Genomic DNA, 23,644 nt, shown 5'->3' with positions numbered 1-23,644 from the left:
TGAGGATTAAAAGATCGCAGCCTCGTTTCACTCGACAGCTCCTACACGAGTTCGCTCAGCTTGCTCAGGGTATGCAGATATTCCCGAGGATTGTCCCCGAGCAAACGGCGAAACATCGCGCTGAACGCCCGCGCGCTGCCGTAACCCAAATCCTGTGCCACGCTTTGCACGCTGTCCCCGGCGAGCAGGCGCGGCAGGGCTTCCATCAGGCGCAGTTGCTGGCGCCAGGCGTTGAAACTCATCTTCAGTTGTCGCTGGAACAGCCGCGCCAGAGTGCGCGAGCTGGCGCCGACCTGCTGCGCCCAGTCTTCCAGGGTGTTGGGATGATCGGGGGTGTGCAGCAAGGCCAGGCAGATGTTTTGCAGGCGCCGGTCAGTGGGCATCGGAATGTGCAGCGGCAGGTTTTCCAGCCCGGCCAGTTCTTCCAGCATCAATTGCTGGATCAACGGATTGTCCGCATGCGGTGGACCCTGCACGGCGCGCAGGATCAACTCGCGCAACAGCGGCGTCACTGCCAGCACGCAGCACTGTTGCAGGCTGGCCGGTGACAGTTCGGGGGCGATGAACAGCGAGCGCATCTGCACATCGCCGGACATGAAAATCTCGTGCGCGACCTCCGGCGGAATCCATACCGCGCGGCTCGGCGGAATCACCCAGGCACCGAGATCGGTGACCACGCGCATTATCCCTCTGACGGCATACAGCAACTGCGCTTCGCGGTGCAGGTGCAGTGGTTGGTGGGCACCGTCCAGATAATCCCGGGGATAGGCGCTCACCGGGCCGTGTTCGAAATGGCTGATCAACATGTCGGGTTTGATGACCTGAATGGCAGATATGCGCTTTTTCGCCAATTTAGCATAGGCCGCTCATCACAATCCGCCCACAACACACCCAAGCGTGCTGCCATGAATCAAGCCCGAAACGTCATACGCTACGTCAACGCTGCCCATGTGATCGATCACATGTTCATGCTGATTTTTCCCGCCGCCGTGCTCGGCATGATCCAGGCCTTTGGCCTCGATTACGCCGCGCTGATCGGTCTGTCACTGGGCGGCTTCATTGCCTTCGGTGCCTGTTCGCTACCGGCCGGCTGGCTGGGTGATCACTGGAGCCGGCGGCAGATGATGCTGGTGTTTTTCTTTGGCATCGGCGCCTCGGCGATCTTCACCGGGTTGAGCAGCAGCCCGACGATGCTGGTAATCGGGCTGACCCTGATCGGCATTTTCGCGGCGATCTACCACCCGGTGGGGACCGCGATGCTGGTGGCCTATGCGCAGAACCGTGGCCGGGAAATCGGCATCAACGGCATGTGGGGCAACCTCGGCGTGGCGTTTTCGGCACTGCTCACCGGGTTGCTGGTGGCGCAATTGGGCTGGCGCTCGGCCTTTGTGTTACCGGGCGTGGTGGCGATCGTGCTGGGGTTCGGTTTTGCCTTGCAGGTGCGTGAAGAGCCGATCCCGCAGCGTCCGCACACCGCCCTGAAACGTGCTGCCGGTCAGCGGATTTCGATGATCATCGTGTTCGCTGTGCTGGCGCTGGCGACTGCCACTGGTGGTGTGGTGTTCAACGCCACCACCATGACCTATCCGAAGCTGTTTCAGGAGCGTTTGCATGACCTGTTCGCCTCGCCGCAAACCCTTGGCGTGGTGGTCAGCCTGGCGTATGCCTTCGGCGCGGTAGCGCAGTTGAGCATCGGGCAGGTGCTGCACCGGGTCAGTCTGAAATGGCCGTTTCTGGTGCTCACGCTGTTTCAGGCTCCGCTGCTATACGGCATGGCCTATGTCGACGGCTGGGCAGTGATCGTGCTCGGTGCGGCGTTCATGTTCGTGGTGTTCGGCCAGGTCACGGTGAACGACTCGATGGTCGCCAATTTCGTTGCACCGCAGTGGCAATCCCGGGTGTTCGCCCTGCGTTACTGCCTGTCGTTCGGTGCCAGTGCAACGGCGATTCCGCTGATTGCCTACGTCGAGCCGCGCCATGGTTTCGTCGGGCTTTACCTGATTCTGGCGGGTTTTGGTGCGTTGACCTTCCTCGCTGCTGTAGGTTTCCCACGTACACCCTCCGAAGCAGCTGTAGGACAAGCCGCCTGAGTGGAGCTGAATAGCGACAAATGCTGGCGCAAAGCTAGCATTTGTACGGCTGTGCAAATCATTCCTTTGGCTGATTTGGCTGGGGTATAACGGCTCTAGAGTTACGCTCTCTACGCCAACACCGTGCAGCCAGAAAAGGGATTCATATGTTGCAGACTCGCGTCATTCCCCCGGCCGATGGGGCCTACCAGTATCCATTGCTGATCAAACGGCTGCTGATGTCCGGCGCCCGTTACGAGAAAACCCGCGAGATCATCTACCGAGACCAGTTGCGCTACAGCTATCCGACCCTGATCGAGCGCGTGGCGCGGCTGGCCAACGTGTTGACGGCGGCCGGGGTGAAGGCGGGTGACACCGTGGCGGTGATGGACTGGGACAGCCATCGCTACCTGGAATGCATGTTCGCCATTCCGATGATCGGCGCGGTGATTCACACCATCAACGTGCGCCTGTCGCCGGAGCAGATCCTCTACACCATGAACCACGCCGAGGACCGCTTCGTGCTGGTCAACAGTGAGTTCGTCGGGCTGTACCAGGCCATCGCGCCGCACCTGACCACGGTGGAGAAAACCCTGCTGCTGACCGATCTGCCAGAGAAGACCGCCGACCTGCCGAACCTGGTCGGCGAGTACGAGCAACTGCTGGCCGCCGCGAGTCCGCAGTATGACTTCCAGGATTTCGACGAAAACTCGGTCGCCACCACGTTCTACACCACCGGCACTACCGGCAACCCGAAAGGTGTGTACTTCACCCATCGGCAACTGGTGCTGCACACCATGGGGGTGTCGACCATCATGGGCGCGATCGACAGCGTGCGCCTGCTCGGCACCAACGACGTGTACATGCCGATCACTCCGATGTTCCATGTGCATGCCTGGGGGCTGCCGTACGTGGCGACCATGCTCGGGCTCAAGCAGGTTTATCCGGGGCGTTACGACCCGGAATTGCTGGTCGAGCTGTGGCGCAAGGAGAAGGTCACGTTCTCCCATTGCGTGCCGACCATCCTGCAAATGCTGCTCAACGCCAAGGGCGCGCAGGGCACCGATTTCGGCGGCTGGAAAATCGTCATCGGCGGCAGTGCGCTCAACCGCACACTGTATGAAACCGCCAAGGCGCGGGGCATTCAGCTGACGGCGGCGTACGGCATGTCGGAGACCGGGCCACTGGTTTCCTGCGCGCATTTGAACGACGAACTGATGGCCGGCACCGAAGACGAGCGCACCACTTACCGGATCAAGGCCGGTGTGCCGGGGCCGCTGGTGGAAGCGGCGATCGTCGACAGCGAAGGCAACTTCCTGCCCGCCGACGGCGAAACCCAGGGCGAACTGGTGCTGCGCGCGCCGTGGCTCACCGAAGGTTATTTCAACGAACCGCAGAAGGGCGCCGAACTGTGGGCCGGCGGCTGGCTGCACACCGGCGATGTGGCCACCCTCGACAGCATGGGCGTGATCGATATCCGCGACCGGATCAAAGACGTGATCAAGACCGGCGGCGAATGGATCTCCTCGCTGGACCTCGAAGACCTGATCAGCCGTCACGTCGCGGTACGTGAAGTAGCAGTGGTGGGGATTGCCGATCCGCAGTGGGGCGAGCGGCCGTTTGCGTTGCTGGTGATCCGCGAAGGGCACGAGATCGGTGCCCGCGAGCTCAAGGAACACCTCAAGCCATTCGTGGAATTGGGCCACCTGAGCAAGTGGGCGATTCCGAGCCAGATCGCCCTTGTTACGGAAATTCCCAAGACCAGTGTCGGCAAGCTCGACAAGAAGCGCATCCGCCTCGACATCACCGAATGGCAGGCCAACAACAGCACCTTCCTCTCGACGCTCTGAGCGTCTGCTGGCGCGCCGAAAACGGCGCGCCAGACCCACCAAGCAAGCGCTTGGCTTGTTAAATCCGAATTTTCAGCCATCCTTGCCGTGCCGACATGTGTCGGACTGGCGAAAGGACTGTTCCAGAGTGGCCGGCAGCTGCAAATCACACTTTAGAGGGATCAAGCAGTAGCACCTGCTGGCTATAGTCCGCTCAAGGATTTTTAAGAACGGGGCACACGCACAAACGGGGCGATGCAATTTTGGAGTGACGTCGGGCGGCTACTGGCTCCCGGTCTTCCAGGCGTTTTTAAAAGTACTCACTGCCATAACAATAATGCACATGGAGTAGCGTCGATGACATCAGTAAACCAGTTCTGGCGCCGGGCTAAACTGCCTCTGGCCGTCAGTCTTGCCTCTACGCTCGCCGGGCCCGCATTCGGCGTCAGTTTCAACGTCGGTGAAATCGAAGGTCAGTTCGACTCCTCGCTCTCCCTGGGCATGAGTATTTCGACCCAGCAGCCGAACAAGGACCTTATTGGTGTCAACAACGGCGGCAAGGGCCTGTCCCAGACCTCCGACAACGGCCACCTGAACTTCAAGAGCGGGCAAGCCTTCTCGAAGATCTTCAAGGGCATCCATGATCTCGAACTGAAATACGGCGACACCGGGGTCTTCGTCCGGGGCAAATACTGGTACGACTTCGCGCTGCAGAACCAGGACCTGGAATACAAGGACGTCAGCAACCACAACCGCGATGTCGCGGCGCGTTCTTCCGGCGGGCAGATCCTCGACGCCTTCGTTTACCACAACTACTCGATTGCCGATGAGCCAGGTTCGGTGCGTCTGGGCAAGCAGGTGGTGAACTGGGGTGAAAGCACCTTCATCGGCGGCGGCATCAACTCGATCAACCCGATCGACGTGTCCGCGTTCCGCCGTCCGGGTGCCGAGATCAAGGAAGGCCTGATCCCGGTCAACATGTTCTACGTGTCCCAGAGCCTCACCGAAAACCTCTCGGCTGAAGCGTTCTATCAGATCGACTGGCAGAAGACCGTGACCGACAACTGCGGCACGTTCTTCTCGCAGCCGGACATCGTCACCACCGGTTGCGACGACAACCTGCGCGTACTGAACAAGCGTTCGACCATTCCGGCCATCGCACTCGGCCCGTTGGCTGGCGCTGGCGTCGACGTCAACGATGAAGGTGTGCTGGTGCGCCGTTCGCCTAACCGCAACGCGCGTGACAGCGGGCAGTGGGGTGTTTCTGCCAAGTACATGTTCGACCCGCTGGCCACCGAGTTCGGTGCCTACTTCATGAACTACCACAGTCGTGCGCCGATCTTCAGCGCGACCGGTGCGCCACAGCGGATCTATAACGGCGTGGCGGCATTGCCCGGTCCGTTCCAGGCACTGGGGCCATTGGTGGTGGCGGGTAACTCGAACTACTTCATCGAATACCCTGAAGACATCCGCCTGTACGGCTTGAGCTTCTCCACCACCCTGCCTACCGGTACGGCGTGGAGCGGTGAGGTCAGCTACCGGCCGAACGCGCCGGTGCAGTTGAACTCCACCGACATCCTGTTCGCCGGCGTGCGTCCGCTGGGTGGCGCGTTGACCAATGCGTCGATCCTCAACGGCGTGCCGGGCCAGGACCTGCACGGTTACAACCGTAAAGAGATCACCCAACTGCAAACCACCCTGACGCACTTCTTCGATCAGGTGATGGGCGCCAACCGTCTGACCCTGGTGGGTGAAGTCGGTGTGACCCACGTCGGTGGTCTGGAAAGCAAATCCGAAGCTCGCTATGGCCGCGATCCAGTGTTCGGCCCGGGTGAGTTGCCGTCGACCGGTGGCCTCAACACCTGCTCGCAGATCCTCAACACCTCCACCATCAACGGTGCCGGAGCCGGGGCTTCGCGGGATAACGTCTCCAGCAACTGCAACAACGACGGTTTCACCACCGCCACCTCGTGGGGCTATCGCGCTCGTGCGATCTGGGATTACAGCGACGTGTTCGCCGGTGTGAACCTCAAGCCGAACGTGGCCTGGTCGCATGACGTGAAAGGTTACTCGCCAGGTCCTGGCGGCAACTTCGAGGAAGGTCGCAAGGCCATCAGCCTGGGTCTGGATGCCGAATACCAGAACACCTACACGGCGAGTGTGGCCTACACCAACTTCTTTGGTGGCGACTACTCGACCGTGGATGACCGTGACTTCGTGGCCCTCAGTGTTGGCGTGAACTTCTAAGCACAGTTTTTTTCAGGACGAACATACATATGAAAATAACAAAGAGTCTGTTCCACGCCGGTGTTCTGGGATTGTCGCTGCTGGCAACCAGCGTGATGGCGGCCGTTCCCGCCGCCGAAGCCGACAAGCTGGGCAAGAGCCTGACCCCGATGGGCGCCGAGATGGCGGGTAATGCCGACGGTTCGATCCCGGCCTGGAAACCGCTGGCGAAAAATGCCGGCACCGTCGACAGCAAAGGCTTCCTGTCCGATCCGTACGGCAGTGAGAAACCGCTGTTCACCATCACCGCGCAGAACGTCGACCAGTACAAGGACAAGCTTGCGCCGGGCCAGTACGCGATGTTCAAGCGTTACCCGGATACCTTCAAGATGCCGGTCTATCCGTCCCATCGCGGTGCCACCGTGCCGGATGACGTGTTCGCCGCCATCAAGAAAAACGCAACGACTACCACACTGGTGGCCGGTGGTAACGGCCTGGAAAACTTCCAGACCGCCATCCCGTTCCCGATCCCGAAAGACGGTCTGGAAGTCATCTGGAACCACATCACGCGCTATCGCGGTGGCAGCGTGACCCGTCTGGTGACCCAGGCGACGCCGCAGACCAACGGCTCGTTCAGCCTGGTGTATTTCCAGGACCAGTTCGTGTTCCGCGACAAGATGAAGGACTACGATCCGGCGAACCCGGGCAACATCCTGTTCTACTTCAAGCAGAAAGTGACCGCGCCGGCACGTCTGGCCGGTACCGTGCTGCTGGTGCATGAAACCCTCGACCAGGTGAAGGAGCCACGCAAGGCGTGGGTTTACGCCACCGGCCAGCGCCGTGTGCGTCAGGCACCGCAAGTGTCCTATGACGGTCCGGGCACTGCGGCGGACGGTCTGCGGACCTCCGACAACCTGGACATGTACAACGGTGCACCGGATCGTTACGACTGGAAGCTTGAAGGCAAGAAAGAGATGTACATTGCCAACAACAGCTACAAGATTGATTCGCCGACTCTGAAGTACGCCGACATCATCAAGGCCGGTCATATCAACCAGGACCTGACCCGTTACGAGCTGCGTCGTGTCTGGCACGTGGTGGCCACCCTGAAACCGGGTCAGCGCCATATCTATGCCAAACGTGACTTCTACATCGACGAAGACACCTGGCAGGCAGCGGTCATCGACCATTACGACGGTCGCGGTCAGCTGTGGCGTGTGGCCGAGGCGCATGCCGAGGACTACTACGACAAGCAAGTGCCGTGGTATGCGCTGGAAACCCTGTATGACCTGCAATCGGGTCGCTACCTGGCACTGGGCATGAAGAACGAAGAGAAGCAGGCGTATGACTTCGGCTTCTCTGCTACCAAGAGCGAATTCCAGCCAGGCAACCTGGGCCAGGACGGTATCCGCTAAGCTTTGACCCGAGGCCGCATCCTCGAAAAAACGCCCCGACTGGTTCGGGGCTTTTTTTTGCTTTGATTTTGTAGGCGCTGCCGAAGGAGGGCGTAAGCTTGTGCTGGCTCGATCACGGCGTCTGACACCTTTGGTTGTAGTCTTTTTGTAGTCATTTGTAGCAATAACCTTCAAACCCTCTACGTTTACCGCTAGTCTGCGGACATCTGCTACGCCGCCAATAGCCCTACAAACAAGAGCCGGCCATGACTGATCTGTCCCCGCTTCCGGGTCCTGCAAGCGTTGCTGTCGCGACACTGGACGGGCGTTTTTTTCGCCCGCCGTTGCCCGAGGGTTACGTATTGCGACCGCGCCTGTGTGAACGCCTGAGCGCCGGGCTCGGTGGACGCCTGTTGCTGGTCTGCGCCCCGGCGGGTTTCGGCAAGAGTTCGCTGGCGGTGGAGTTCTGCCAGAGCCTGCCGGCGCACTGGCAAAGTCTGTGGCTGGGCCTGAGCCCGCGGGATAACGATCCGGGGCGGTTTCTCGAGCGGTTGCTGGAGGGGCTGCAGGATTACTTTCCGGATCTGGGCAGCCGCGCGCTTGGCCTGTTGAAGATGCGTCAGCGTCATCAGCCGTTCGCCTTCGAAGAATGGCTCGACGGCTTGCTCGATGAACTGGCCCTGCAACTGCAACCCACGGCGCCGTTGTTGCTGGTGCTCGATGATTACCATCTCGCCCAAGGCCCGGTGCTTGACCGCTGCCTGCAGTTTTTCCTCAATCATTTGCCCGATGGCTTGCTGGTCATGGTCACCAGTCGTCAGCGCCCGGACTGGCATCTGGCGCGCCTGCGCCTGTCGCGGCAGTTGCTCGAACTGCATGAACAGGATCTGCGCCTGACCCACGATGAAGCCCTGACGCTGCTTGATCGACACAGCAGTTCATTGCGCGGCGAGGCCCTGGAAAACCTGATCCAGCGCAGTGAGGGCTGGGTCGCCGGGCTGCGTTTCTGGTTGCTCGCGGTCTCCGAGGCCGGCAGCGAGGCGGCGTTGCCTCCGGCGCTGAACGGCGGGGAAGGGCTGATTCGCGATTACCTGCTGGAAGAAGTCATCGATTGCCTGCCGGCCGAGGTGCAGTCATTTCTCTACGACACCGCCCCTCAAGAGCGCTTTTGCAGCGAGCTGTGCGATGCGGTGCGCGAAGCCCACGACAGCGGCGAAATCCTGCGTTTTCTGTTGGCGCATCAAGTGTTTCTGGTGCCGTTGGACGAACACGGTCACTGGTATCGCTACCACCATCTGTTTTCCGATTTGCTGCGCAGCCGACCCGTCACGCAGACGCTGGTGCCGGCGGCCACCTTACACCTGCGCGCCTGCCGCTGGTTCAATGCCCAGGGGTTGCTGGACGAAGCGGTGGAGCAGGCCTTGCGTGCCGGGCATCTGGATGTGGCGGCGAATCTGGTGCAGAACCTGTCCGAGGAACAACTGCTCGCCGAGCAGAATGTCGGCATGCTGCTGCGCTGGAAAATGGACTTGCCCGACAGCCTGCTGATCAGCACGCCACGCTTGATCGTGCTGTACAGCTGGGCGCTGGGGCTGGCTTGTCAGCTCGATGCGGCTGAAGAGTTGTCCAGTCATCTGAGCCGCTTTCTGCCGGCGCCTTCGGCCTCCGCGCAGAAGTCGATGCTCGCGCAGTGGCTGGCGCTCAGCGGGATCATCGCCCGGGGCCGCGGGCATCGTGAGCTGACTCAGCGCTATTGCAGCGAGGCGTTGGAAAGCCTGCCGGTCAAGCGTTACGGGCAACGCCTGATGTGCCTGTCGACCTTGTCTAATCTGGCGATTGCCGACGGCGACCTGTGGCGGGCCCGGGGCTTGAATCGCGAGTCCCTCGAGCTGGCGCAGCGGGTAGGCAACCCGTTGTTCGAGGCGCTGGCGCATTACGACCGGGCTCGGGTACTGCAAGCGCGTGGAGAAATTCTGCGCGCACTGGATGAGGTGCATCAGGGCCTCGATCGTCTGAGCGGGCTGTCGGCGCAACGTCTGTACGCAGTGCGTGCGCGACTGGTCCTGTATGAAGGTTTTCTGCTGTCGATGCGCTTGCAGCCGCAGCAGGCCCGGGCGCGATTGCTGACCGGTCTGGCCGAAGCGCGGGCCTGTCGCGATATCAGCGTGTTGATCGGCCACTGCGTGATCGCCCGTCTGGACGGCAGCGCTGGCGAATTTGCCAAGGCCTTCGCCGAACTCGCCGAAGCCGAGCGCCTGATGCACATCTGGGACGTGCCGCCGATCTACTACCTGGCGATGATCACCCTGGTCAAATGCGAACTGTGGCTGGCGCAGGGCCGTACCGATCTGGCCGAGGCGTGGCTGGCGCGTCTGGGCCAGACCTACACCGGCGAGCGTGCAGCGGCGCCCCCGGAATTTCATCCTCAGCTGCCATTGCACGTCGAGCTGCAGCAGGCGTTGCTGGATGTGATTCAGGGGCAGCCGATGCTCGCTGAAGGGCGGTTGAATGTGTTGCTGGAAAACGGTCAGCAGACCGGACGACAGCTGCTGTGTGTGATGGCGCTGGCGCAGAAGGTGATGTTGCTGCTGGGCAGTGGTCGCGAACCCGAGGCGCGCAAGGCGTTGAACCAGGCGCTGGAAGCTGCGGTTGGCGGCGTGATACAGCCATTTGACGCCCTGGTCAGAGAACATCCGGATTGGCTTCGCAGCCAATTGCAGAACTCACCGGCGCTGGCGGGACAGCAGTTGCTGGCGCATTTTCCGCAGGTGGCTGCCCGGCCCGTGATTGAGTCTTCCGCCGCCGAACAACTCAGCACTCGCGAACTGGCGGTGCTGCGTTTGATTGCCCAAGGCTGTTCGAATCAGGAAATCAGCGAGCAATTGTTCATCTCGCTGCACACCGTGAAAACCCATGCCAGCCATATCAACAGCAAGCTGGGGGTCGAGCGGCGCACGCAGGCGGTGGCGCGGGCCAAGGCACTGGGGTTAATGATCTAGTGCCGGTAAAATCTTCGGCATCAGCGGGTTCCACCGCCGTCGAATATTGATCAGGATTATCCCATGACTGTTCCAGCGCCTGCGCTCATCCGCGAAACCTTCCCCGTCGGCCCGCTGCAGTGCAACTGCACGATCATCGGCGATCCGATCAGCAAAAAGGCTATCGTCGTCGATCCGGGCGGCAATCCTGACCTGATCATGGCGCGCCTCGATGCTCATGGTCTGAAAGTGGTCAGCATCATCCACACTCACGCACATCTCGATCATTTTCTCGCCTCCGGGCAGATGAAGGAAAAGACGGGGGCGACCCTCCATCTGCATAAAGAAGATCAGTTCCTGTGGGACAACCTTGAGATGCAATGCCAGATGTTCGGCGTGCCCTACACCCCGGTGCCGTCGCCGGATCGCTGGTTGAGCGACGATGAGGAACTGGCCTGTGGCTGTGGCGTGGCGCTACATACGCCGGGACATACGCCCGGTTCCATGAGCTTTTGGTTTTCCGAGGCTAAGCTGTTGATTGCCGGCGACACGTTGTTTCGTCGCGGGGTAGGGCGCACGGATTTGTGGGGTGGCGATCAGGCGACCATCGTGCGATCGATCAAACAGCGGCTGTACACCCTGGACGAAGACGCAACCGTGGTTACCGGGCATGGTCCGGACACGCGTCTTGGGGATGAAATGCGCGAAAACCCGTTCGTACGCGCCTAAACATTTTGTCACGAGTGTGCGGCGGAATTTTTGTGCATTGTCATGATCCAACGCCCGCAAAGGTCTATTGCCTAGGGCCGCTGCCACACAGAATGCAAAAACCAGGAGCTCTTCATGTTCACCACGCCTCGTTTGATTATTGTTGCTACCGCTGTGGCCATGTTGGCCGGTTGCGCCTCGCCTAACCCTTATGACAACCAGGGCCAGGCCGACGGCGGCGGTGTGAGCAAGACCGCCAAGTACGGTGGCCTCGGTGCTCTGGCCGGTGCCCTGGCGGGTGCGGCCATTGACCACAACAACCGTGGCAAGGGCGCCTTGATCGGCGCAGCAGTCGTCGGTGCTTCGGCGGCCGGCTACGGTTACTACGCCGACCAGCAAGAGAAAAAGCTGCGCGCCAGCATGGCCAACACAGGGGTTGAGGTGCAGCGCCAGGGCGATCAGATCAAGCTGATCATGCCGGGCAACATCACCTTCGCCACCGATTCGGCGAACATCGCTTCGAGCTTTTACCAGCCGCTGAACAACCTGGCGAACTCGCTGAAAGAGTTCAACCAGAACCAGATCGAAATCGTCGGCTACACCGACAGCACCGGCAGCCGCCAGCACAACATGGACCTGTCTCAGCGTCGCGCACAGAGCGTGGCCACCTACCTGACCTCACAAGGTGTCAGCGGTGCCAACCTGTCGGCCCGTGGTGCCGGTCCGGATAACCCGATTGCCAGCAACGGTGACGTCAATGGCCGCGCGCAGAACCGCCGCGTTGAGGTCAACCTGAAGGCGATCCCGGGCCAGCAGTATGGTGGTCAGCAGCAACCGCAGCCGGGTACGGTTCAGCAGTATCCGTAAGTGAGGCTTGAGTGAAGAAATGCCCGGTCCTGTGACCGGGCATTTTTTTTTCAGGCCTGTATGACCTCATCCACTCCTAGCGGGGAATGCATTTCAAAATGTAGGAGCGAGCCTGCTCGCGATGGCGATCAAATCGGCACCACAGAACCATCAGATACAAAAAAGCCCCCGGACAACCAAATTGTCCGGGGGCTTTTAGTTGGGCGCGAAACCTGATTACTTCTTCAGGCCGTAATGCTCATCAAGCATGCCCGGCGAGTTCGGGGCTTTCGGTGCGTAGTCGCGTGGCGGCTCCTGATCGCGCGGTGGCGTCAGGCGTTCGCGCGGTGCGTGCGCGGCATCGGCGTGCAAAGCGGCGATCAGGCGTTGACGGGTCTGCTCGTCCAGGGCCAGACGGTTGGCGCCCTCGGCGAGATGATCCTGCACTTCCTGATAGCTCTGGGTCAGCTTCTTGACCAGCGTCGCCGTGCTGTTGAAGTGGGTGACCACCTCGTTTTGATAACTGTCGAAACGCTCCTGGATATCATCCAGTTGACGCTGCGTGCGGCTCGGCGCGGCATTTGGCGCGACGCGAGCGATCAGGAATCCAATGGCGACACCCACAACCAGGGCAAGAGTCGGTAACAACCAAACTAAGAGCGAGTGTTCCACGAGTCCTTCCTCTATAAACGGCTTTGCTTTACGTTAACGGCTCGAACCTGCGCTGTATACCGCGATTCACTCGCAATAGATTGGCACAGACAATTTGCTAGACGAGTCGACCCGATTCGAGGTCACGGAGTTCCTTCCTTGCTGATGCGTGAAACCCCTGTAGTGATTGATGGCCCAGTCGGCCAAATCGAAGCGCTGTACCTCGATAACGAGCAGCCAAACGGCATCGCGCTGATCTGCCATCCGAACCCGGTGCAGGGCGGCACCATGCTCAACAAGGTCGTCTCGACCCTGCAGCGCACCGCGCGCGACGCAGGTCTGATCACCTTGCGCTTCAACTATCGCGGCGTCGGCGCCAGCGAAGGTGCTCACGACATGGGCAGCGGTGAAGTCGACGACGCGCAGGCTGCCGCCGCCTGGCTGCGGGAAAAGCACCCGGATCTGCCATTGACCCTGTTCGGTTTCTCCTTCGGCGGATTTGTTGCAGCAAGTCTCGGCGGTCGTCTTGAAGCTCAAGGCGTGCAGCTCAAACACCTGTTCATGGTCGCGCCGGCGGTGATGCGCCTGGGCGATCACGATCAACTGCCGCAGCACGGCGAGCTGACCGTGATCCAGCCGGAAACCGACGAAGTGATCGATCCGCAACTGGTTTACGACTGGTCCGAAAAACTCCAGCGCCCCCATGAGCTGCTGAAAGTGGCAGAATGCGGACACTTTTTTCATGGCAAGCTGACCGATCTCAAGGATCTGATCCTGCCGCGTCTCTCGAATTGATTGCAGTCTGACAAGCGATTACCCATGACGAACCGTACCCGTATCCTCACCGGCATCACCACCACCGGCACGCCGCATCTGGGCAACTACGCCGGCGCCATCCGCCCGGCGATCCTTGCCAGTCGCGACAGCAATGCCGACTCGTTCTACTTCCTGGCCGATTACCACGCCCTGATCAAATGCGATGACCCGCTGCGCATCCAGCGCTCGCGTCTGGAAATCGCCGCGACCTGGCTGGCCGGTGGTCTGGATGTCGATCGCGTGACCTTCTATCGCCAGTCCGACATTCCGGAAATCCCCGAGCTGACCTGGCTGCTGACCTGCGTCGCAGCCAAGGGCCTGCTCAACCGTGCGCACGCCTACAAGGCTTCGGTGGACAAGAACATCGAAACCGGTGAAGACCCGGATGCCGGCATCACCATGGGCCTCTACAGCTACCCGGTGCTGATGGCGGCGGACATCCTGATGTTCAACGCGCACAAGGTGCCGGTCGGTCGTGACCAGATCCAGCACGTGGAAATGGCCCGCGACATCGGCCAGCGCTTCAACCACCTGTTCGGTCAGGGCAAAGAGTTCTTCACCATGCCTGAAGCGCTGATCGAGGAAAGCGTGGCGACCTTGCCAGGCCTCGACGGGCGCAAGATGTCAAAAAGCTACGACAACACCATTCCGCTGTTCTCCAGCGCCAAAGAGATGAAGGACGCGATCTCCCGCATCGTCACCGACTCCCGCGCGCCGGGCGAGGCGAAAGATCCGGACAACTCGCACCTGTTTACCCTGTTCCAGGCATTCGCCACGCCGGCTCAGGCTGACGAATTCCGCAGCGAACTGCTCGGCGGTCTGGGTTGGGGCGAGGCGAAGAATCGTCTGTTCCAGTTGCTGGATAACCAGCTGGGCGAGTCCCGCGAGCGTTATCACCAACTGATCGAGCGTCCGGCAGATCTGGAAGACATCCTGCAACACGGCGCGAAAAAGGCCCGTGCCGTGGCGACACCGTTCCTCAACGAACTGCGTGAAGCGGTCGGCCTGCGTTCGTTTGTCAATCAGGTGCAAGTCGCGGCGACCACCAAGAAGAAGGCGGCAAAAGCTGCACGCTTCGTCAGCTTCCGTGAAGACGATGGCAGCTTCCGCTTCCGTCTGCTGGCGGCCGATGGCGAGCAACTGCTGCTGTCGCGCAACTTCGCCGACGGCAAAGCTGCAGGCCAGGTGACCAAACAGCTGCAATCCGGCCAGCCGCTGGATGTACGCAATCAAGACCTGAGCTTCAGCGTGTGGCTGGAAGGCGAGTGCGTCGGCGACAGCCCGGCGTTCGCTGATGCTGCTGCGCGGGACGCGGCTATCGAAGCTTTGCGTGTTGCACTGACCCCGGTTCAGGACTAATCCGCGGCACGGCCCGACCAAGGGCTGATTGCCATTCCTACGGGCCGTCGCTACAGTGACGGCCCGTTTTTGTTGCCTTGCTAACGAATTATGACGCCCCTAGAACGATACCAAGCTGATCTGAAACGCCCGGACTTCTTCCATGACGCCGCGCAGGAAACTGCTGTGCGTCATCTGCAGCGCCTGTACGACGATCTGATCGCAGCCGAGCAGAACAAGCCGGGTTTGCTGGGCAAACTGTTTGGCAAGAAGGATCAGACGCCGGTCAAGGGTCTGTATTTCTGGGGCGGCGTGGGTCGCGGCAAGACTTACCTGGTCGACACCTTCTTCGAAGCGCTGCCGTTCAAGGAAAAGACTCGCACGCACTTCCACCGCTTCATGAAGCGTGTGCACGAAGAGATGAAAACCCTCGGCGGCGAGAAAAATCCGCTGACCATCATCGCCAAGCGCTTCGCGGCCGAGTCGAGGGTGATCTGCTTCGATGAGTTCTTCGTCTCGGATATCACCGACGCGATGATCCTCGGCACGCTGATGGAAGAGCTGTTCAAGAACGGCGTGACCCTGGTCGCGACTTCGAACATCGTTCCGGACGGCCTGTACAAGGACGGTCTGCAGCGCGCGCGCTTCCTGCCGGCCATCGCGCTGATCAAGCAGAACACCGAGATCGTCAACGTCGACAGCGGTGTCGACTACCGTCTGCGCCACCTCGAACAAGCGGAGCTGTTCCACTATCCGCTGGACGAAGCCGCCCACGAAAGCCTGCGCAAGAGCTTCAAGGCACTGACCCCGGAATGCACGGCGGCGGTGGAAAACGATGTGCTGATCATCGAGAACCGCGAAATCCGTGCCCTGCGCACCTGCGACGACGTGGCCTGGTTTGACTTCCGCGAACTGTGCGACGGTCCGCGTAGCCAGAACGATTACATCGAACTGGGCAAGATCTTCCACGCCGTGCTGCTCAGCGGCGTCGAGCAGATGAGCGTCACCACCGACGACATTGCTCGCCGCTTCATCAACATGGTCGACGAGTTCTACGACCGTAACGTCAAGCTGATCATTTCTGCCGAAGTCGAGTTGAAGGACCTGTACACCGGGGGACGCCTGACGTTCGAGTTCCAGCGTACGCTGAGCCGCCTGCTGGAGATGCAATCGCACGAATTCCTGTCCCGGGCACACAAGCCTTAAACAGATTCGGCAAATAAAAAGGGCCTGCAATTGCAGGCCCTTTTTATTTGCACTGATTTCCCCTGTGGGAGCGAGCCTGCTCGCGAAGGCGGTGTGTCAGCCAACAATTTTGTTGAATGTGAAACCGAATTCGCGAGCAGGCTCGCTCCCACATTGGAATTGCGCTGTTGCAGGAAAGTTATGCAGCCTGCTGAAACTGCTGCCGATACTGATTCGGCGACAGTTCAGTGTGCTGGCGGAACAGCCGCGCAAAGAAGCTCGCATCGTCGTAGCCGACCTCATAACTGATGGTCTTGATGCTCTTGCGACTGCCGGACAACAGGCCCTTGGCGGTCTCGATGCGCAGGCGCTGCAGGTAGTGCAGCGGCTTGTCACCGGTGGCGGTCTGGAAGCGGCGCATGAAGTTGCGGATGCTCATGCCGTGCTCGCGGGCCACGTCTTCGAAGCGGAACTTGTCAGCGAAGTGCTCTTCGAGCCAGTGCTGGATCTGCAGGATGATTACGTCCTGGTGCAGCTTCTGCCCACCGAAGCCGATACGCCCCGGCGAATAGCTGCGCTGCACTTCGTAAAGGATGTCGCGAGCCACGGCTTGCGCCACGTTGGCGCCGCAGAAGCGTTCGATCAAGTAGATGTAGAGGTCGCACGCCGACGTCGTGCCTCCAGCGCAATACAGATTGTCAGCGTCGGTCAGGTGCTTGTCCTGATTCAGGTAAACCTTGGGGAAGCGTTCGGCGAAGGCATTGAAGAAGCGCCAGTAAGTGGTCGCTTCCTTGCCATTGAGCAATCCGGCCTCGGCCAGCCAGAACACCCCGGTGGCTTCGCCGCAGAGCACGGCGCCACGGGCGTGCTGTTCGCGCAGCCACGGCAGGATCTGTGGATAACGGCTGCACAATGTATCGAAATCGTCCCAGAACGCCGGGAGGATGATGACGTCGGCGTTTTCCAGGCCGCCGTCCACCGGCATCACCACGTCACTGAAACTGTTCACCGGTTTGCCATCGGGGCTGACCAGGCGCGTTTCGAACGCCGGTGTCAGGCCGTGGCCCAGTTGTTTGCCGTAACGCAGGCTGGCCAGATGGAAGAAATCCTTGGCCTGCATGAGTGTGGATGCGAAAACCCGGTCGATTGCCAGGATGCTGACGCGCCGCAAGGGCGTGGAGACTTGCTTGGACATAATTCAACTTTTGTTTTGTTTTTATAAGGGAAAGTGGTCACCAGACGGCTGGATCGTCTTATTTTTTGTCGGATGTGTCCAGTGTCCTGTATCAGAGGTGAGGCTTAGTCTCTGAGGGAGACATCCCTCCAACAAGACAGAAAGGTGCCGCATGATCCCCAGAACCTTGTTCAGCTCCGAGCACGAATTGTTCCGCGACAGCGTACGAACCTTCCTCGAAAAAGAGGCCGTGCCGTTCCATGCTCAGTGGGAGAAACAAGGCCACATCGACCGCAAGCTGTGGAACAAGGCAGGGGAGGCGGGGATGCTCTGCTCGCATCTGCCGGAAGAGTACGGTGGCCTGGGCGCGGACTTTCTGTACAGCGCCGTGGTGATCGAGGAGGTGGGTCGTCTTGGGCTGACCGGTATCGGTTTCTCGCTGCATTCGGACATCGTTGCACCGTACATCCTGCATTACGGCAGCGAGGCGCTGAAGCACAAGTACCTGCCGAAACTGGTCTCGGGCGAGATGGTCACGGCGATTGCCATGACCGAACCGGGCGCTGGTTCCGACCTGCAAGGGGTCAAGACCACGGCGGTGCTGGACGGTGACGAGTATGTGATCAACGGCTCCAAGACCTTCATCACCAACGGCTTTCTGGCTGACTTGGTGATTGTCGTGGCGAAGACCGATCCGAAGGCTGGCGCCAAGGGCACCAGTCTGTTTCTGGTGGAGGCGAATACGCCGGGCTTCGAGAAGGGCAAACGCCTGGAGAAGGTCGGAATGAAGGCCCAGGACACGTCGGAATTGTTCTTCCAGGACGTGCGCGTACCGAAGGAAAACCTGCTGGGGCAGGCCGGGGCGGGGTTTGCCTATTTGATGCAGGAGTTGCCGCAGGAACGTTTGACCGTGGCGATCGGCGGTCTGGCCTCAGCCGAGGCTGCGCTGAAGTGGACGCTGGATTACACCCGTGATCGCAAGGCGTTCGGCAAGGCGATTGCCGATTTCCAGAACACGCGCTTCAAGCTGGCGGAGATGGCAACTGAAATCCAGATCGGTCGAGTGTTCGTCGATAAATGTCTGGAACTGCACCTGCAAGGCAAGCTCGACGTGCCCACGGCGGCGATGGCGAAATACTGGGGCACCGACCTGCAATGCAAGGTGCTCGACGAGTGCGTGCAGTTGCATGGCGGTTACGGGTTCATGTGGGAATACCCGGTGGCCCGGGCGTGGGCGGATGCGCGGGTGCAGCGGATTTATGCCGGCACCAATGAAATCATGAAGGAGATTATTGCGCGCTCGCTTTGAGATTTCGGGGACCGCCAGACCGTTATCGCGAGCAGGCTCACTCCTACAGGGAAATGCATTCCAAAATGTAGGAGTGAGCCTGCTCGCGATTGGCTCTATGAATCAATCAAGGTGCCGGATTCGGATGATCCTTGTGAATCGCCTCGATCCCGGCCAGCACTTCGTCGGAAAGCTTCAGGTCGAAACTGGCAATGTTGCTGTCCAGTTGCTCGAGCGTCGTCGCACCAATGATGTTGCTGGTGACGAACGGTTGCTGGGTAACGAACGCCAGGGCCATTTGCGCCGGATCCAGGCCGTGTTCGCGGGCCAGTGCCACGTAGCGGCTGCAAGCGGCTTCCGATTGCGCGTTGAAGTAGCGGCTGAAGCGGCTGTAGAGGCTCAGGCGGCCTTTCGGCGGACGGGCGCCACCTTCGTACTTGCCTGAGAGAAAGCCGAACGCCAGCGGCGAGTAAGCGAGCAGCCCGCACTGTTCGCGGATGGCGATTTCCGCCAGACCGATTTCGAAGCTGCGGTTGAGCAGGTTATACGGGTTCTGGATCGACACCGCGCGCGGCCAGCCACGGGCTTCGGCCAGAGCGAGGAAGCGCATGGTGCCCCACGGCGTCTCGTTGGACAGGCCGATGTGGCGGATCTTGCCGGCCTTCACCTGTTCGTCGAGCGCTTCGAGGGTGTCTTCGAGCGGGGTGAGGTTGGCTTCGATCTTGTGCTTGTAGCCCAGCTGTCCGAAAAAGTTGGTGCTGCGCTCAGGCCAGTGCAGTTGATAAAGATCGATGTAATCGGTCTGCAGGCGCTTGAGGCTGGCATCCACCGCTTCGGTGATGTGCTGGCGGTTGTGGCGCAGGTTTTTGTCGCGGATGTAGTCGATGGTGTTGCCCGGGCCTGCGATCTTGCTGGCGAGGATCCAGTCAGAGCGGTCGCCGCGACTCTTGAAATAATTGCCGATGTAGCGCTCGGTAGTGGCGTAGGTTTCAGCTTTCGGCGGCACCGGGTACATCTCGGCGGTGTCGATGAAATTGATCCCGGCTTCCTTGGCCCGTTCGATCTGGGCGAAGGCTTCAGCTTCGGTGTTTTGCTCGCCCCAGGTCATGGTGCCGAGGCAGATTGCACTCACGTTCAGGTCGGTACGGCCTAGCTGGCGATAGTCCATCGGGTGCTCCTTGGGCAAAACAATCATAAAAGCAGGTTGAAAAATTTTTCGCAATCTGCATAATTGCCGACCTCTTTCTGCAGTGGAAGTGATGCGCCGCCGCCGAAGAATCTTGCCGTTGAACGGACGCGCCGACCCGAGCCCCCGAAAGCGTCTGTATCCGGCTGCCTTTGACTTGTCAAAGTACGCACTATTCAGTAAGATCCGCCGTCTTATTTACAGGCGGCCCCTGAGGCTATAAAGAATGAAAACTTTTACTGCTAAACCGGAAACAGTTAAGCGCGACTGGTTTGTCGTCGACGCTGCTGGTCAGACCCTGGGTCGTCTGGCCACCGAAATCGCGAGCCGTCTGCGTGGCAAGCACAAGCCTGAGTACACTCCTCACGTTGACACCGGCGACTACATCGTCGTAATCAACGCCGAGCAGATCCGTGTTACCGGCGCTAAAACCACTGACAAAATGTACTACTCCCACTCCGGTTTCCCGGGCGGCATCAAGTCGATCAACTTTGAAAAGCTGATCGCTAAAGCCCCTGAGCGCGTGATCGAGACCGCGGTTAAAGGCATGCTGCCTAAAAACCCACTGGGTCGCGACATGTACCGTAAGCTGAAAGTCTATGCGGGCGCTGCACACCCACATACTGCTCAGCAGCCCCAAGAACTGAAGTTTTAACGGAATAGTACATTATGTCGGCGACTCAAAATTACGGCACTGGCCGTCGCAAGACCGCAACCGCACGCGTTTTCCTGCGTCCGGGTACTGGTAACATCTCCATCAACAACCGTTCGCTGGATAACTTCTTCGGCCGCGAAACTGCCCGCATGGTAGTTCGTCAGCCGCTGGAGCTGACCGAGACTGTCGAGAAATTCGACATCTACGTCACCGTGATCGGCGGTGGTGTAAGTGGTCAAGCTGGCGCAATCCGCCACGGCATCACTCGCGCTCTGATGGACTACGACGAAACCCTGCGTGGCGCTCTGCGCAAAGCTGGCTTCGTTACTCGCGACGCCCGTGAAGTTGAACGTAAGAAAGTTGGTCTGCGTAAAGCGCGTAAGCGTCCGCAGTACTCGAAGCGTTAATTCGTTTCCACGTTCAAAAAAGAACGCCCGATTCCTCACGGAACCGGGCGTTTTTTTATGCCTGCGATTTATTAAAGAATTGCGCTGTGACAACTTGCCACATTCGTAGACCCCCTATACTACAAGGCTTGAGGGTGGGAGCCCCGGGTAATTCCCTTGTCAGAATTGGGGCTTTTCATTACCATCTCGGCAAAATTTTTATAAGTAACATTGATTTATTTAGTAGATGCCTGATTTAACAGGCCACAAAGCTGATGGGAGAGGACTGAATGAGCAATGACGGCGTGAATGCAGGCCGGCGTCGCTTCTTGGTAGCAGCCACATCCGTGGTGGGTGCTGCAGGAGCGGTGGGGGCTGCGGTCCCGTTCGTGGGGTCATGGTTTCCCAGTGCCAAGGCGAAAGCCGCCGGTGCACCGGTGAAAGTGAATGTCAGCAAAATCGAGCCAGGACAGCAGATGATTGCTGAATGGCGCGGCCAGCCGGTGTTCATTGTCCGCCGTACTGCGGAAATCCTGGGGAATCTCAAGAAGATCGAGGGCCAGCTCTCCGATCCGACTTCCAAAAACTCCACGCAACCTACCTATGTCGACCCTGAAGTGCGTTCGATCAAGCCGGAGATTCTGCTGCTGATCGGGATCTGCACACACCTGGGTTGCTCACCAACCTTCCGTCCCGAAGTGGCACCTGCGGATCTGGGCAAAGACTGGGTTGGTGGCTATTTCTGCCCTTGCCACGGCTCCCACTACGATCTGGCTGGTCGCGTCTACAAGTCGCAACCCGCGCCTTTGAACCTGCCAGTTCCCCCGCATTCCTATGAGACCGATGACCTGATTGTCATTGGCGTCGATACGGAGAAAGCGTGATGAGCAAGTTCATGGATTGGGTTGATGCGCGCTTTCCTGCGACCAAAATGTGGGAAGACCATCTCAGCAAGTATTACGCGCCAAAAAACTTCAACTTCTTCTACTTTTTCGGCTCGCTGGCACTGCTCGTTCTGGTCAACCAGATCGTCACCGGTGTTTGGCTGACGATGAGCTACACGCCGTCGGCAGAAGAGGCGTTCGCCTCCGTCGAATACATCATGCGCGACGTCGAGTACGGCTCGATCCTGCGTCTGCTGCACTCCACCGGTGCTTCGGCGTTCTTCATCGTGGTCTATCTGCATATGTTCCGTGGCCTGCTCTACGGTTCGTACCAGAAACCCCGAGAGCTGGTGTGGGTCTTCGGCATGCTGATCTACCTGGCGCTGATGGCTGAAGCCTTCATGGGTTACCTGCTGCCGTGGGGCCAGATGTCCTACTGGGGTGCCCAGGTGATCATCTCGCTGTTCGGTGCGATTCCGGTCATCGGCAACGACCTGACCCAGTGGATTCGTGGTGACTACCTGATTTCCGGGATCACCCTGAACCGCTTCTTCGCGCTGCACGTCGTGGCCCTGCCAATCGTGATTCTCGGTCTGGTGGTGCTGCACATTCTGGCGCTGCACGAAGTCGGTTCGAACAACCCCGATGGCGTCGACATCAAGAAGCACAAAGACGAAAACGGTATCCCGCTGGACGGCATCGCCTTCCACCCGTACTACACCGTGAAAGACATCGTCGGTGTGGTGGTGTTCCTGTTCATCTTCTGCTTTATCGTGTTCTTCTTCCCGGAAATGGGCGGTTACTTCCTCGAAAAACCAAACTTCGAGCAAGCCAACCCGTTCAAGACGCCTGAGCACATTGCACCGGTCTGGTACTTCACGCCGTTCTACGCCATCTTGCGGGCAATCCCGGACAAGCTCATGGGGGTTATCGCCATGGGCGCGTCGATTGCCTTGCTCTTTGTCCTGCCATGGCTTGATCGCAGTCCGGTCAAATCGATGCGCTACAAGGGCTGGATGAGCAAGATCTGGCTGGTGGTGTTCTGCATTTCCTTCGTGATCCTCGGCATTCTGGGCGTACTGGCGCCGACGCCGGAGCGCACGCTGGTGTCGCAGGTCTGCACCTTCCTGTACTTCGCCTACTTCATTCTGATGCCGTTCTACACCAGGCTCGAGAAGACCAAACCGGTTCCGGAAAGGGTGACTGGCTGATGAAAAAGTTATTTTTTGCTCTGATTTTTGCTGCGCTGCCTGTGCTTTCTTTTGCCGCTGAACACGGTGGTCCGGAGCTGGAAAAAGTCGACATCGACGTGTCCGACAAGGCTGCCCTGCAAGATGGCGCACGAACCTTTGCCAACTATTGCATGGGTTGCCACAGTGCCAAGTTCCAGCGTTATGAGCGGGTGGCCGATGACCTCGGCATTCCACACGAAATGATGCTGGAGAAGCTGGTGTTCACCGGCGCCAAGATCGGCGACCACATGAACATCGGCATGCAGCCGGCAGACGCCAAGACCTGGTTCGGTGCGGCACCGCCGGACCTGACCCTGGTGGCTCGCGTGCGTGGCACCGACTGGCTCTACGGTTATCTGCGCTCGTTCTACGAGGATCCGGCGCGCCCATGGGGCGTGAACAACAAGGTCTTCCCGAACGTTGGCATGCCTAACGTGCTGGTCGGCCTGCAAGGGCGCCAGGTGGTTGGCTGCAAGCAAGTGCAGATCGTCGAAGACGGTAAGAAGCAATACGATCCGCTGACCGGTACGCCGCTGACTCATGAAGCGTGCGATCAGTTGACCATCGTGCCGAAAACCGGTGCTCTGAACGAAGAGCAGTTCGATGAGAAGGTCAAGAATCTGGTAACCTTCCTGGCTTACTCGGCTAACCCGGTTAAGCTGCAACATCAGCGCATCGGTACTTACGTCTTGCTGTACCTGGCGTTCTTCTTTGTGTTCGCCTACCTGCTCAAGCGTGAATACTGGAAAGACGTGCACTGATACGCTTCAAGCATTGCTGTTAATCGCGCGCGCCCAAG

At 59.6% G+C, this 23,644-nt stretch carries 20 protein-coding genes; 16 read left to right on the top strand and 4 right to left on the bottom strand.

Features of this window, described 5'->3' with window-relative positions; all coding sequences use genetic code 11:
* Positions 1-41: 41 nt before the first annotated feature.
* The gene (locus HBN98_RS09175; protein ID WP_064590088.1) at positions 42-806 is read right to left on the bottom strand and encodes an AraC family transcriptional regulator; all 765 of its coding nucleotides are present in this window, start codon (positions 804-806) and stop codon (positions 42-44) included.
* A gap of 99 nt (positions 807-905) precedes the next feature.
* On the opposite strand from HBN98_RS09175, the gene HBN98_RS09170 reads away from it, so the two are divergent.
* The 7 genes from HBN98_RS09170 (at position 906) to HBN98_RS09140 (ending at position 12,071) form a co-directional block, all read left to right on the top strand.
* A complete protein-coding gene (locus HBN98_RS09170) occupies positions 906-2,090 on the top strand; it encodes an MFS transporter (RefSeq protein WP_083367949.1) in 1,185 nt (394 codons plus the stop codon).
* Between the two features lie 146 nt (positions 2,091-2,236).
* Positions 2,237-3,919 (top strand): fatty acid--CoA ligase, encoded by a 1,683-nt coding sequence (locus tag HBN98_RS09165; RefSeq protein ID WP_064589133.1) that lies wholly within the window; start codon positions 2,237-2,239, stop codon positions 3,917-3,919.
* Between the two features lie 336 nt (positions 3,920-4,255).
* The gene (locus HBN98_RS09160) at positions 4,256-6,145 is read left to right on the top strand and encodes a DUF1302 domain-containing protein (RefSeq protein ID WP_083367950.1); all 1,890 of its coding nucleotides are present in this window, start codon (positions 4,256-4,258) and stop codon (positions 6,143-6,145) included.
* A gap of 29 nt (positions 6,146-6,174) precedes the next feature.
* A complete protein-coding gene (locus HBN98_RS09155; RefSeq protein WP_064589131.1) occupies positions 6,175-7,539 on the top strand; it encodes a DUF1329 domain-containing protein in 1,365 nt (454 codons plus the stop codon).
* Between the two features lie 245 nt (positions 7,540-7,784).
* Entirely contained in the window at positions 7,785-10,517 is a 2,733-nt protein-coding gene (locus HBN98_RS09150; RefSeq protein ID WP_083367951.1) for a winged helix-turn-helix domain-containing protein, read from the top strand.
* Between the two features lie 63 nt (positions 10,518-10,580).
* On the top strand, positions 10,581-11,225 hold the full coding sequence (locus HBN98_RS09145; protein WP_064589129.1) for an MBL fold metallo-hydrolase: 645 nt from the start codon (positions 10,581-10,583) through the stop codon (positions 11,223-11,225).
* 114 nt (positions 11,226-11,339) lie between these two features.
* Positions 11,340-12,071 (top strand): YiaD family glycine zipper/OmpA-like lipoprotein, encoded by a 732-nt coding sequence (locus HBN98_RS09140; protein WP_064589128.1) that lies wholly within the window; start codon positions 11,340-11,342, stop codon positions 12,069-12,071.
* Positions 12,072-12,287: 216 nt separating this feature from the next.
* Here the strand turns inward: HBN98_RS09140 and HBN98_RS09135 are convergent, their stop codons facing one another.
* On the bottom strand, positions 12,288-12,722 hold the full coding sequence (locus tag HBN98_RS09135) for a Z-ring associated ZapG family protein (RefSeq protein WP_083367952.1): 435 nt from the start codon (positions 12,720-12,722) through the stop codon (positions 12,288-12,290).
* 144 nt (positions 12,723-12,866) lie between these two features.
* On the opposite strand from HBN98_RS09135, the gene HBN98_RS09130 reads away from it, so the two are divergent.
* From HBN98_RS09130 to zapE, 3 genes are all read left to right on the top strand, one after another.
* Positions 12,867-13,496 carry an alpha/beta hydrolase gene (locus HBN98_RS09130; RefSeq protein WP_064590087.1) on the top strand — a complete coding sequence of 210 codons (630 nt, stop codon included), beginning with the start codon at positions 12,867-12,869 and terminating at the stop codon, positions 13,494-13,496.
* Between the two features lie 24 nt (positions 13,497-13,520).
* On the top strand, positions 13,521-14,876 hold the full coding sequence (locus tag HBN98_RS09125) for a tryptophan--tRNA ligase (protein ID WP_083367953.1): 1,356 nt from the start codon (positions 13,521-13,523) through the stop codon (positions 14,874-14,876).
* Between the two features lie 90 nt (positions 14,877-14,966).
* Positions 14,967-16,061, top strand: coding sequence for a cell division protein ZapE (gene zapE / locus HBN98_RS09120; RefSeq protein ID WP_007961607.1), 1,095 nt, complete (start codon positions 14,967-14,969; stop codon positions 16,059-16,061).
* A gap of 178 nt (positions 16,062-16,239) precedes the next feature.
* Here the strand turns inward: zapE and HBN98_RS09115 are convergent, their stop codons facing one another.
* Entirely contained in the window at positions 16,240-17,136 is an 897-nt protein-coding gene (locus HBN98_RS09115) for a GlxA family transcriptional regulator (RefSeq protein WP_169844048.1), read from the bottom strand.
* A gap of 250 nt (positions 17,137-17,386) precedes the next feature.
* On the opposite strand from HBN98_RS09115, the gene HBN98_RS09110 reads away from it, so the two are divergent.
* Positions 17,387-18,523, top strand: coding sequence for an acyl-CoA dehydrogenase family protein (locus tag HBN98_RS09110; RefSeq protein WP_083367955.1), 1,137 nt, complete (start codon positions 17,387-17,389; stop codon positions 18,521-18,523).
* 106 nt (positions 18,524-18,629) lie between these two features.
* On the opposite strand, the gene HBN98_RS09105 is transcribed toward HBN98_RS09110, so the two are convergent.
* A complete protein-coding gene (locus HBN98_RS09105; RefSeq protein WP_083367956.1) occupies positions 18,630-19,670 on the bottom strand; it encodes an NADP(H)-dependent aldo-keto reductase in 1,041 nt (346 codons plus the stop codon).
* Positions 19,671-19,914: 244 nt separating this feature from the next.
* Here HBN98_RS09105 and rplM point away from each other — a divergent pair, with 244 nt between their 5' ends.
* The 5 genes from rplM (at position 19,915) to HBN98_RS09080 (ending at position 23,606) form a co-directional block, all read left to right on the top strand.
* Entirely contained in the window at positions 19,915-20,343 is a 429-nt protein-coding gene (rplM, locus tag HBN98_RS09100) for a 50S ribosomal protein L13 (protein WP_007917032.1), read from the top strand.
* A 14-nt stretch (positions 20,344-20,357) separates the two neighbouring features.
* Positions 20,358-20,750, top strand: a complete 393-nt coding sequence (gene rpsI, locus HBN98_RS09095; protein ID WP_003205364.1) for a 30S ribosomal protein S9 — start codon at positions 20,358-20,360, stop codon at positions 20,748-20,750.
* A gap of 269 nt (positions 20,751-21,019) precedes the next feature.
* The gene (gene petA, locus HBN98_RS09090; RefSeq protein ID WP_003228055.1) at positions 21,020-21,613 is read left to right on the top strand and encodes a ubiquinol-cytochrome c reductase iron-sulfur subunit; all 594 of its coding nucleotides are present in this window, start codon (positions 21,020-21,022) and stop codon (positions 21,611-21,613) included.
* Entirely contained in the window at positions 21,613-22,824 is a 1,212-nt protein-coding gene (locus HBN98_RS09085; protein ID WP_064589124.1) for a cytochrome b, read from the top strand. The genes petA and HBN98_RS09085 overlap by 1 nt, the downstream gene beginning before the upstream one ends.
* Entirely contained in the window at positions 22,824-23,606 is a 783-nt protein-coding gene (locus HBN98_RS09080; protein ID WP_064589123.1) for a cytochrome c1, read from the top strand. Before HBN98_RS09085 ends, HBN98_RS09080 begins: the two co-directional genes overlap by 1 nt.
* The last annotated feature ends 38 nt before the right edge of the window (positions 23,607-23,644 follow it).

This window comes from Pseudomonas koreensis (assembly GCF_012986595.1).
GTDB classification, from domain to species: Bacteria; Pseudomonadota; Gammaproteobacteria; order Pseudomonadales; family Pseudomonadaceae; genus Aquipseudomonas; species Aquipseudomonas koreensis.
The sequence above is the reverse complement of the archived record's forward strand: the minus strand, read 5'-3'. Positions and strand labels throughout refer to the sequence as shown.

Bases quoted from the DNA above. Each gene is read 5' to 3' on its own strand.
- HBN98_RS09085 (WP_064589124.1), top strand. From the start codon at position 21,613: ATGAGCAAGTTCATGGATTGGGTTGATGCGCGCTTTCCTGCGACCAAA.
- HBN98_RS09150 (WP_083367951.1), top strand. From the start codon at position 7,785: ATGACTGATCTGTCCCCGCTTCCGGGTCCTGCAAGCGTTGCTGTCGCG.
- rpsI (WP_003205364.1), top strand. From the start codon at position 20,358: ATGTCGGCGACTCAAAATTACGGCACTGGCCGTCGCAAGACCGCAACC.
- HBN98_RS09140 (WP_064589128.1), top strand. From the start codon at position 11,340: ATGTTCACCACGCCTCGTTTGATTATTGTTGCTACCGCTGTGGCCATG.
- HBN98_RS09170 (WP_083367949.1), top strand. From the start codon at position 906: ATGAATCAAGCCCGAAACGTCATACGCTACGTCAACGCTGCCCATGTG.
- petA (WP_003228055.1), top strand. From the start codon at position 21,020: ATGAGCAATGACGGCGTGAATGCAGGCCGGCGTCGCTTCTTGGTAGCA.
- HBN98_RS09130 (WP_064590087.1), top strand. From the start codon at position 12,867: ATGCGTGAAACCCCTGTAGTGATTGATGGCCCAGTCGGCCAAATCGAA.
- rplM (WP_007917032.1), top strand. From the start codon at position 19,915: ATGAAAACTTTTACTGCTAAACCGGAAACAGTTAAGCGCGACTGGTTT.
- HBN98_RS09080 (WP_064589123.1), top strand. From the start codon at position 22,824: ATGAAAAAGTTATTTTTTGCTCTGATTTTTGCTGCGCTGCCTGTGCTT.
- HBN98_RS09145 (WP_064589129.1), top strand. From the start codon at position 10,581: ATGACTGTTCCAGCGCCTGCGCTCATCCGCGAAACCTTCCCCGTCGGC.
- HBN98_RS09125 (WP_083367953.1), top strand. From the start codon at position 13,521: ATGACGAACCGTACCCGTATCCTCACCGGCATCACCACCACCGGCACG.
- HBN98_RS09165 (WP_064589133.1), top strand. From the start codon at position 2,237: ATGTTGCAGACTCGCGTCATTCCCCCGGCCGATGGGGCCTACCAGTAT.
- HBN98_RS09110 (WP_083367955.1), top strand. From the start codon at position 17,387: ATGATCCCCAGAACCTTGTTCAGCTCCGAGCACGAATTGTTCCGCGAC.
- HBN98_RS09155 (WP_064589131.1), top strand. From the start codon at position 6,175: ATGAAAATAACAAAGAGTCTGTTCCACGCCGGTGTTCTGGGATTGTCG.
- zapE (WP_007961607.1), top strand. From the start codon at position 14,967: ATGACGCCCCTAGAACGATACCAAGCTGATCTGAAACGCCCGGACTTC.
- HBN98_RS09175 (WP_064590088.1), bottom strand. From the start codon at position 806: ATGTTGATCAGCCATTTCGAACACGGCCCGGTGAGCGCCTATCCCCGG.
- HBN98_RS09105 (WP_083367956.1), bottom strand. From the start codon at position 19,670: ATGGACTATCGCCAGCTAGGCCGTACCGACCTGAACGTGAGTGCAATC.
- HBN98_RS09160 (WP_083367950.1), top strand. From the start codon at position 4,256: ATGACATCAGTAAACCAGTTCTGGCGCCGGGCTAAACTGCCTCTGGCC.